Annotated in this window: 8 protein-coding genes and 1 tRNA gene; 5 read left to right on the forward strand and 4 right to left on the reverse strand. The window is 73.3% G+C overall.

Annotation, left to right across the window (positions count from 1 at the left end):
• A partial coding sequence (locus tag AC07AL_RS26145; RefSeq protein WP_478318377.1) for a hypothetical protein occupies positions 1-1,831 on the reverse strand: 1,831 nt, incomplete at its 3' end.
• A gap of 3 nt (positions 1,832-1,834) precedes the next feature.
• Positions 1,835-1,906: transfer RNA gene (locus AC07AL_RS26150), tRNA-Gln, on the reverse strand.
• Positions 1,907-2,016: 110 nt separating this feature from the next.
• On the opposite strand from AC07AL_RS26150, the gene AC07AL_RS26155 reads away from it, so the two are divergent.
• Genes AC07AL_RS26155 through AC07AL_RS26165 form a run of 3 tightly spaced genes read left to right on the forward strand, consistent with a single transcriptional unit; the run spans position 2,017 to position 4,745 of the window.
• Positions 2,017-2,385, forward strand: a complete 369-nt coding sequence (locus AC07AL_RS26155) for a hypothetical protein (RefSeq protein ID WP_478318379.1) — start codon at positions 2,017-2,019, stop codon at positions 2,383-2,385.
• A 48-nt stretch (positions 2,386-2,433) separates the two neighbouring features.
• On the forward strand, positions 2,434-3,288 hold the full coding sequence (locus AC07AL_RS26160; protein WP_331744803.1) for a glycerophosphodiester phosphodiesterase family protein: 855 nt from the start codon (positions 2,434-2,436) through the stop codon (positions 3,286-3,288).
• Positions 3,285-4,745, forward strand: a complete 1,461-nt coding sequence (locus AC07AL_RS26165) for an MFS transporter (protein ID WP_400985630.1) — start codon at positions 3,285-3,287, stop codon at positions 4,743-4,745. The genes AC07AL_RS26160 and AC07AL_RS26165 overlap by 4 nt, the downstream gene beginning before the upstream one ends.
• Positions 4,746-4,801: 56 nt before the next feature.
• On the opposite strand, the gene AC07AL_RS26170 is transcribed toward AC07AL_RS26165, so the two are convergent.
• A complete protein-coding gene (locus AC07AL_RS26170; protein WP_331744798.1) occupies positions 4,802-5,455 on the reverse strand; it encodes a TetR/AcrR family transcriptional regulator in 654 nt (217 codons plus the stop codon).
• An 82-nt stretch (positions 5,456-5,537) separates the two neighbouring features.
• Between AC07AL_RS26170 and AC07AL_RS26175 the strand changes: the two genes are divergently transcribed.
• Complete coding sequence (locus AC07AL_RS26175; RefSeq protein WP_331744796.1) at positions 5,538-6,437, forward strand: alpha/beta fold hydrolase; 900 nt, start codon at positions 5,538-5,540, stop codon at positions 6,435-6,437.
• A gap of 206 nt (positions 6,438-6,643) precedes the next feature.
• On the opposite strand, the gene AC07AL_RS26180 is transcribed toward AC07AL_RS26175, so the two are convergent.
• Positions 6,644-8,587: an RICIN domain-containing protein gene (locus AC07AL_RS26180; protein WP_400985628.1), complete on the reverse strand. Its 1,944-nt coding sequence runs from the start codon at positions 8,585-8,587 to the stop codon at positions 6,644-6,646.
• A gap of 350 nt (positions 8,588-8,937) precedes the next feature.
• Between AC07AL_RS26180 and AC07AL_RS26185 the strand changes: the two genes are divergently transcribed.
• A complete protein-coding gene (locus AC07AL_RS26185; protein ID WP_331744791.1) occupies positions 8,938-9,366 on the forward strand; it encodes a hypothetical protein in 429 nt (142 codons plus the stop codon).
• Positions 9,367-9,486 lie beyond the last annotated feature (120 nt).

A 9,486-nucleotide genomic window follows, 5' to 3' on the forward strand; every position in this document is an offset into this window, starting at 1 on the left:
TCGGCTTTCCCTCCTCGGTGCTTGGGAGCTTGGGAATGTCCGCGTAGCGAATGACGCAGCACCCCCCCCCCGTCTTCCCCCCGACAATCTCCCCCCCGCCCCGCCCCCCCCCGAGGTACTTCGGGGTGAAGGTGCCCGTGAAGATGTCCGCCGCCAGTTCCTCCACGAACGGCGCGTCGAGCTCGGCCTGCCGGGCGAGCACGCCGAGTTCGCGCACCAGCGCGTTCGGCAGGAGCGTGCCGGGGAACGCCTGTACGGCCAGTTCGCCGAGCCGGCGCAGCGCGGTACGCGCGGGTGCGCGGCCGTCCTCGCCGACGCGGTGTGCGGCCACGGCCCGTACCCAGGGCAGTTCGTCGACCCGCACCTGCCCGGTGAGGTCGCTCAGGAGCAGCGAGCGACGGTTGCGGAACGCCCGGTAGTTCGCCGTCATCAGGGTGCGCAGCGCCTCGTCCGGGTAGGACTGGGCGCCGGCCACGGCGACGAGCTGCGGGACCAGTTCGGCCAGGACCTCGGCCGAGGGCACCATGCCGCGCTCCACGAGCGTGTCGATCGGGGCGCTGAGCGCGGCTTCCACCACCTGTCGGATCGCTGCGGGCACCGGGGTGCCTGCGGGGAGACGGGTGGTGTGGCCGGCGGGGGTCGCGCGCGCCTCGTGCGCCTCGTGCGCCGAGACGTCGGCGACCAGCGGGGACACGTCGGCCACGCCCGTCTCCTGGGGCAGCCCGGAGAGGCGGCGCAGTACCAGCTGGGCGAGGTCGTGGTGCGAGGGCTGGGCTGCCTGCACGGCCTGGCGGGTGCGCAGTTCGGTGTGCCGGTCGGAGCCCGGCCGGCCGCGTCGGCGCACCATGGATGCCACCGCGTGCCGCAGCAGTCCGAGGCGGCGCGCGTCCAGCGGCCGGCCGGCGGCGGTCTCCGCCAGGGCGCCGCGCAGGATGCCGAGGTTCTCCTTCGGGTCGCGGTGCTTGGTGCAGCGGGTGTGGGCCGCGGCGAGTTCCTCGTAGCGGCGGAGCAGCACCGCGCCGCGCTCCGTCCAGGCGCTGTCGGGCGTACGCTCCAGGACCCGGCCGGCCTCGGCGGTCTCCAGCCAGTGGGCCAGCAGTTGGTCGCCGAAGGGCTGCCAGACGGTGAGCGCCTCGCGCTGCGCTTCCACGGCGGCGTTCGGCCGCCGGCCCGTGAGGGTCGTGACGGCGTCGCCGACCGTGCGCCGGTGCACCGCCTCGGCGTCCGGCGCGGGCAGCGCGGACGGCCGGGGGGTGAAGCGCAGCCGGTCGGCGAACGGCTCCAGGACGTCGACGAGTTCCAGCGCGCCGGCCGCGTCCCCGGCCCGCGCGAGCCACGCCACCGTCAGCAGCGCCGCCTCCTCCGGCACGGCGGCCTCGTAGCCGCCGCTGTCGAGCAGGTCGTACAGCCGGGACAGGCCGGGCTCGGTGAGGCAGTACGCGAAGAGCGCCCCGCGCTCGGCCGCCACCCCGGCCAGGGCCGCAGCCTCGTGCTCGTACGGCTGGAGCGGGCCCTCGGCGCTCGCGGCGGACGTGGCGAAGCCGCCCCGTACGACCTCGGGCGTCACCCAGGCGGGCAGTCCGGCCACCGGGGTGCGCGAGCCGATGGCCAGCCGGCCGTCGGCGATCCCGGCGAGCACGGCGCGCCAGCGGGCGACCCGGGCCTCGGCGCTGCGCCGGGTCTCGGCGTCGGCGTGGGAGTCGGTGTCGGAGTTGTCGTCGGCGTGGACCGTCGAGGTCAGGAATGCGAGGGCCAGGGCCAGCTGGCGCTGCGGGTAGTGCGCGGATATCCCGGCCCCGGTGGGGTGCTGCTGGTCAGCGTCGTCGTCCATAGGCCGACGTGGCAGGTCCCGCCCCTGCGCCCTCCGGGTCCAGAGCCCGGCGCTCTGCTGCTGAGCTACACGTCGATGGGCGTGAGCCTATGCGTCAGGTCGGCGGCCGTGCAACGCACTTTCGCTGTCTCCGCCGGGCTCGCGGCGTAGCCTGGCCCTTCGGGTGTCCGATGGGGGGAGCCGTCGTGTCGATCGAGTTCGTTCGCCGCCTGGACGGTCTGGTGTACCACTTCCGCGCGGACGGCGTGTTCAACGGCAGGCCGTCGTACAGGCGGGTGGACCTGGACGTGTGGTGCCGGTGGCTGCCGGAGCGGGGCTGGTGCACCGTCGGCGCCGACGGGGTCGCCAACTCCGGGCCGCTGGCGGGGCGGACGGGCGACCAGGAGCTGATCCCTCCGCTCGGCCCTTGGCGCAGCTGGAAGGCCGGCAGGTCGTACCTCTACGATCTGCGCCGCGTCGACGATCCGGGCGGTAGCGGTACTGCTGGTGCTGATGGCACTGATGGGACTACTGGCGGTACCGGCGGTACCGGCGTTACCGGCGTTACTGCTTGACAGGGTGCGTAATACTGTAACGCGCATCCCAGCAGCTCGGAGCACCACATGCACCCCTTCCTCGACCACCCCGGGCCGCTCGCCTTCGCACACCGGGGCGGTGACCTCGGCCACCCCGAGAACTCGCTCGCCGCCTTCGCGGCCGCCGTCGCCCTGGGGTACCGCTACCTCGAAACGGACGTGCACGCCACCCGCGACGGCGCGCTGGTGGCCTTTCACGACACCCGCCTCGACCGGGTCACCGACCGCACCGGTGCGGTGGCCGACCTGCCCTGGGACACCGTCAGGCAGGCCCGGATCGGCGGCACCGAACCCGTGCCGCTGCTGGAGGACCTGCTCGACGCGTTCCCCGGGGCCCGCTTCAACGTCGACGTCAAGGCGGCGGCCGCCGTCGGGCCGCTGGTCGAGACGATCCGTCGGACCGGCGCCTGGGACCGGGTCTGCGTCGGCGGCTTCTCCGACAGCCGCCTCGCCGCCGTCCGCGCCGCCGCGGGCCCCCGGCTGGCCACCTCGCTCGGCCCGCGCGAGGTGGCCCGGCTGCGGCTGCGTTCGCTGGCCGGGCCGCTGCTGCGGGGGCGTGGGGCGCGCTCCTGGGCGCAGTTCGGGTCGCGGTTCGGGTCGCGGTTCGCCGGGGCGCCGTTCGCCGGGGTGTGCGCGCAGGTGCCCGAGCGGCACCGGGGCGTCCGGGTCGTCGACCGGGCCTTCGTGCGCGCCGCCCACCGCCTCGGCCTCCAGGTTCACGTCTGGACTGTGGACGATCCCACACGGATCAGGGCTCTCCTCGGCCTCGGTGTGGATGGCATCATGGCCGATCGCATAGACGTCCTGCGGGACGTCCTCGGCGAGCGCGGCTGCTGGAGCGACGGCAGCACCGGCTCCAGCACGGTGATGGGATCCCCATGACGAGCACCACGGACAACCTGCCGGACCGTCTCCCGGACGATCTGCCGGACGGCCCGCCGGAGCGCGAGGCGGCCGCCGCCGATGACAGCGCCCTGCGCCGGATACGGTTCGGCTGGTACGTCAACGACTGGGCCAACGCAGCCTTCTCGGCCACCGTCCTGACGGTGTTCCTCGGGCCGTACCTGACGACCGTCGCCAAGAACGCCGCCGACGCGGCCGGCGACGTGCACCCGCTCGGACTGTCGGTGCGCGCCGGGTCGTTCTTCCCGTACACGGTCTCCTTCTCCGTGCTGCTCTCGGTCGCGGCGATGCTGCTGACCGGCACGGTCGCGGACCGCACCGGGCGGCACAAGGAGCTGATGTGCGGCTTCGCCTACGTCGGCGCGGTCGCCACGATGGGGATGTTCCTCCTCGACGGCGACCGCTACCTCCTCGGCGGCGCACTGCTGGTGGTCGCCAACATCGCGTACGCGGTGTCGGTCGCCCTCTCCTACGCCTACCTTCCTGGCCTGGCCACCCCCGACGAGCGCGACGCGGTCTCCTCCAAGGGCTGGGCCTACGGCTACGCGGGCGGCGGACTGCTGCTGATCGCCAACCTGGCGCTGTTCCAGGGCCACGACGCGCTCGGCCTGTCCTCCGGCACCGCCGTGCGGATCTGCCTGGCCTCGGCCGGCCTGTGGTGGGCGCTGTTCACGCTCGTCCCGATGCTGCGGCTGCCCTCCCGGGCGGGCGCGGCCCCCGACCGCACCCCGGTCGTGTCCGGCCGTACCCCGGCTGCGCCGGACCGGCCCGCCGCCACGCCGGACCGGCCCGCCGCCGGCAGCCTGCGCGAACTCGCCCGCACCCTGCGCGGGATGCGTCAGTACCCGCTCACGCTGCTCTACCTGGGCGCCTTCCTCTGCTACAACGACGGCATCCAGACCGTCGTCTCCCAGGCCTCGCTCTACGGCAGCGAGGAACTCGGCATGGACCAGACCTCGTTGGTCGCGGCCGTGCTCCTGGTCCAGATCGTGGCGATCGGCGGCGCGCTGCTCCTCGGCCGGATCGCCCGCCGCTACGGCGCCAAGCGGACCGTCCTCGGATCCCTGGTCGGCTGGGTGGCCACCCTCGCCCTCGGGTACTTCATTCCCGCTCACCAGCCCGTCTGGTTCTTCGTCCTGGCCTGCATGATCGGCCTGGTGCTCGGCGGCAGCCAGGCGCTCTCCCGCTCGCTGTTCTCCCACCTCATCCCAGCCGGCCGGGAGGCCGAGTACTTCAGCGTCTACAAGGTCAGTGACCGCGGCACCAGTTGGATGGGCCCGCTGCTCTTCGGCCTCGCCTACCAGATCACCGGCAGCTACCGCTCGGCGATCATCTCCCTGCTGGTGTTCTTCCTCATCGGCTTCGTCCTCCTGCTGAAGGTCCCCGTCCGCCGCGCCATCGAGGCCGTCGGCAATCCCGTTCCCGAACGGCTCTGACGCCCCCGGCCCGGCCGCGCCTACGGCTGGCGGCTGCTTCTGCCGCCGTCGAGGGCTTACGAACCGGGGAAGAGCCGGCCGAGGTGGTAGCGCAGGACCGCCACCGCGTCGTCCGCCGTCCGCTGGCCGAGGAGGACGCTCAGGCCCAGGCCGGCGGAGACCGCCAGGAGGACGACGGCCTCCTGGCGGGCGTCCATGCGCGGATCGGTGTCCCCGGCCTGCCGGGCGGCGGTCAGCTGGCCGACCAGGAAGTCCTCCATCTCGTTGGGCGCCGCGAGGAACGACTGCCCGGCGAGCGCGGGGTCGGTGATGGAGAGCACCGCGTACTCGGTGTAGACGAGGTGGAAGGTCCGGCTCTCCTCGTCCGTCGGCACGGACTCCAGCAGCACCGCCTCGACGATGTCGCGCGGTGACGCTGAGGGCCCGGCCGCCCCGGCGCGGTCGCGGACCCGTTCCTCGACCCGTCCCTGGATCCGTCCCTGGACCCGCTCTTGGATCCGCTCGCCCATCCGTGCGGCCAGGCGGGTGAGCGCCGCGAGCAGCAACTGCTCCTTGGTGTCGAAGTAGTACTGCACGAGCCGCACCGAGACACCCGCCTCGATCGCGACGGACCGCATGGTGACGGCGTGCAGCCCGGTGTCCGCCGCCGTGCGCAGCAGGGCGTCGATGATGTGGGCCCGTCGCTCCTCGTGATCCACCAGCTTCGGCATCGGGTTCCCTCCAGACGTTTTTATGGTACAAACATACCATCAAGTGCTGCTGTTTCGTGCATTCCGAGCACCGGGAGGGACCATGACCAGGACCAGCGTCGGACACTTCGTCAGCGAGAAAGCCCGAACGAAGTTCCTTGAGGCCTACGACCGCGCGATGGAGCTGTGGCCGGCCCCCCGCCGGGAACTCGATGTCGAAACCAGCTACGGCACCGTCCACGTCCACCACTACGGACCCGAAACCGGCGAACCGATCGTGCTGCTGCACGGCCACGCCGGACACCCGTCCAACTGGTACCCGCAGATCGCCGCCCTGGGCGAACACCACCCGGTCTACGCGATCGACACGCTCGACGACCCCGGCCGCAGCGTCCAACGCGCCGTCGCGGCCGGCTCCGAGGAGAACGCGGCCTGGCTCGGCGAGGTCTTCGCCGGCCTCGGACTCGACCGCATCCACCTGGTCGGCCTCTCCTACGGCGGCTGGCTGACCCTCAACCAGGCCATCCACGCACCCGAACGCCTCGCCTCGATCGCGCCGATGGACCCCGGCGGCATCGAGAAGGTCCCCGCCCGGTTCTACGCCCACATGATCGGCGGCCTGTTCGGCATGCTCGCCCCGCGGCCGCTGCGCCCCGCGCTCGGGCGCCTGCTCGCCAACCCCGCACTCAGCTCGCCGCCCGAGATGATCGCCCCCCTGATGCTCGGCATGCGCAGCTACAAGCCGAACACCCGCCCCGCCGCCAGGCCGTTCACCGACGAGGAACTGAGTTCCATCCGCCTGCCCACCCTCGTCCTGCTGGGCAGGCGCAGCGCTCTGCTCCGCCCGCGTCACGTCCTCCAGCGGGTCACCGCGCTGATCCCGGGAGTCCGGGCCGAGATCGTGCAACGAGCCGGTCACGGCCTCAACCTGGAACGCCCCGAGCTGGTCAACGAACACCTGCTGCAGTTCATCACCTCCTCCCGGCAGCAGACCCGGAGCTGACGGGCGGCCTCCATCGCCGGGTTGGCGGCTGACGCCGAATCCGCAGAAGCCGCAGAATCCGCAGAAGGGCTGCCCTCGGAGGGGCGGCCCTTCTGCTTGCCGCACGGGCCTGAACAGGGTGCTCGCCGACCTGCCACCGTGGCCAGGGGAGACGGGTCGCCCGGGCGGTCTGCCACCCGGCCGTGCGGGCCGGGGGGACCGCTCCGCTACCGGCGTGGGCCGTAGCTCCAGTAGTGGTCCGGGTAGTTTCCGCAGGGGTACTGCATCAGTGGGGCGCGCGGGGCGGTGCTGCCGTAGGAGACGGCGAGACACTGGTGGCTGTTGCCGTTGACGAGGCGGATGCCTTTCGGCCACTTCTCGATTCTCCAGGACTGCCCGGGGTCGTTCTTGCACGCGGACTGGATCACCCGGGCGTCGGCCTCGGTGCTGGAGTCCTGGACCGCGAGGCACAGGGCACTGTTGTAGCTGACGAGCCGGTAGTAGGTGTTGCCTTCGGCGTCCGTGAAGGTCTTCTGGCTCTCCCAGAAGTGGTCTGGGTAGTCCCCGCAGGGGAACTGCTGGGCTTCCTGGCCTTCCTCCCGGGTGCCGCCGGATGTGGCCACGCACTGCAGGCTGTTGCCGTTCTTGATGGAGACGGACCCCGTCGGCGGGACCATCGGGGTTCCGCCGAGCCGGTCGGGCGTCCAGGGTTCCGCCGTCGGCGGCGATATGGAGCTGGGCGACGGCGAGGACTTCATGGGCGCGCGGTTCCCGTCCGAAGGGGAGGGGACGACGGATTCCGGTGGGGTGCTGGACCCTGCGGTGGGGGTCGGCGTACCGGCCGGTGCCGGTACCAGCGGCGCGCTCCCCGGTCCGGCGGTCCGAGGATCGGCCGGTGAGGCGGGCGGCGGGACGGTCGGTGGGACGGCCGGTGAGGCGGTCGGTGAGATGGACGGCGAGGCGGTCGGCGGCGTGCTGGGTGCCGACGGCGAGGGGCTGTCCCCCGCCGGCGCCGAGGGGCCTGCGCCCGCGCCGGCCGCCCGGGTGAGCGCGTCGACGGGGGCGGGCGCCGCGCCGAGCCGTATGCCCACCAGCACCCCGGCCAACACCAGCGCCCCGGCCAGGAGCACCGCGGTCGCCCCCATGGCCGCACCGGTCCGGGCCGTGCGATGCCGCCGCGCATCGGCGGGCCCTCCCCGCAGCGGCCCTCCTCGCAGCGGCCCCACGAGCGGCGGCCCGATGACCGTGGGGCTGATGACCGCGGGGCCGTTGGGCGGGGGGCCGAGCGCGAGCGGGCTGGTCGGCGGGTTGTCCGGGGCCCGGACCAGTTCGCCGCGGACAATCCCGGACCCGGCCGCGGTGGGCCGGACCATCCGGCTCACCTCCCGGCACTGGTCGGCCAGTGCTTCCCGCACCTCCACGAGGTCGGCCTCCAAGCGCCGCAGCACCGGCAGGTGCGCCTGGACCCCGCCGTCCACCACCAGCTCCGCACCCGGCTGCTGACCACCGTCGTCCTGGGCCCGCGCCCGCTCCTGGTCGACCAGGAGCCCGACGGTGTCCTCCTCCCAGCCCGCCGTCCGCTGCACCTGGCACGCGTCCTCCCTGATGCGCCGCACCTCGGCCAGGCAACGCGTCGCCTCCCGCAGCCGGGACCGCCGCGACTGCGCCGCGTACCCGCCGTCCGAGACCCGTCCACCGGGACCCGCCCCGTCCTCGGTGCCGGCGCTCAGCTCGCCCCGCAGTTCGGCCACGATCGCCACCAGCACGCGGATCAGGTCCTCGGCCTGGGCCACGCCCGCCTCGGCCTGGCGCTGCGCCTGCCGGGCCCGTTCCAGGGCCTGCCGCGCGGCCGACCGCCCTTCCGCGTGCGAGGGGGCTGTCCCGGCCGCCGCCCGGCCGGCCTGCTCGTGCAGGGCGCGGGCGCGGACGAGCAACACCGTTCGGGCCTGCGGGTCCACCGCGCAGTCGTGGACCAGCCGTTCGAGCAGGTGCCACGGAATGTCTTTCTCCGCGGAGCGGTACTCGCTCCAACTGGTCTTGCTGGCCGGGTACCGCTGAGCGAGCTCGCGGACCGTGGCCCCGCCCGTCACCTCCCGTACGAACCGGGCCAGGGCGTTCGCCTGTTCCGTCTCTCCCTTGAGCTGTCCCTGCGGTCGTCCAGCACTACCCACCGTGCCTCCTGTCCTGTCCGACCCTTTGTCCGGTCCTGTCCGGCGGCCGAAGCGGGATTGTCCGCCGCTCACCTGGGCCGTGTCGGTTTTTTGTTGATGGACAATCAAATTAGCCCGCACGGTGGAGTCTCCATCGGATCTTCGGACACTTCAAGGTCCCGTGACGCGGCCCCCCACGGCGGCGTTCCGGACCGGGAACCCGAAGACGGAGCCGGGGGCCGACGGCACCACCGCCACGAACGGGGGACGTGGCGGCACCGATGGACCGGCCCCCCGTACCCGTCGCACCGAAACGCACCCGAACCGGGATCCGCCCCGCCTCGGGGCGTTCGGACTCCAGGAGGAAGACCATGAAGACTCGACGCATCCTCACCACCCTGCTGCTCGCGGGGACGGTGGCCACCGCGACGCTGGCCGTGTCGCCCGCCGCGCAGGCCGCGCCGAACAACCCGAACTGCCTCGGCGCCAGGGCCTTCTGCCTCTGGTACAACGCCAACCAGAGCGGCTCGGTGGCCGGTTGGGACCTGAGTACCGGGTTCAAGGGCTTCGACAACCTCGCGAACGCCGGCGCGTTCCTGACGCCCGGCCCCGGACAGGGCACCGCGGTGAAGAACAACGCGGCCTCCGCCACCTACCAGTACCCGGGCCACTGCGTCGGCAACGTCCAGGTGTTCTACAACGAGAACTGGTCCGGGCCCTCGGACCTCATCGTGGCCTGCGGCAACGGCAACCTGGTGAGGACGAAGAACGAGGACGCCTCGTTCCTCGTCAACGGCTGACCGCAGCAGCACCCCGGGGGGGGGGGGGGGGGGGGGGGGGGGGGGGGGGGGGGGGGGGGGGGGGGGGAGGGGGAGAGGGGGGGGGAGGGAGCGGGGGGACGAGGGGGGGGGGAAGCGGGG

The sequence above is a fragment of the Kitasatospora sp. NPDC043949 genome, assembly GCF_056435365.1.

What these genes read in the sequence shown, in the direction of transcription:
- AC07AL_RS26160 (WP_331744803.1), top strand. Translation starts at nt 2,434, where the DNA reads ATGCACCCCTTCCTCGACCACCCCGGGCCGCTCGCCTTCGCACACCGG.
- AC07AL_RS26165 (WP_400985630.1), top strand. Translation starts at nt 3,285, where the DNA reads ATGACGAGCACCACGGACAACCTGCCGGACCGTCTCCCGGACGATCTG.
- AC07AL_RS26170 (WP_331744798.1), bottom strand. Translation starts at nt 5,455, where the DNA reads ATGCCGAAGCTGGTGGATCACGAGGAGCGACGGGCCCACATCATCGAC.
- AC07AL_RS26175 (WP_331744796.1), top strand. Translation starts at nt 5,538, where the DNA reads ATGACCAGGACCAGCGTCGGACACTTCGTCAGCGAGAAAGCCCGAACG.
- AC07AL_RS26185 (WP_331744791.1), top strand. Translation starts at nt 8,938, where the DNA reads ATGAAGACTCGACGCATCCTCACCACCCTGCTGCTCGCGGGGACGGTG.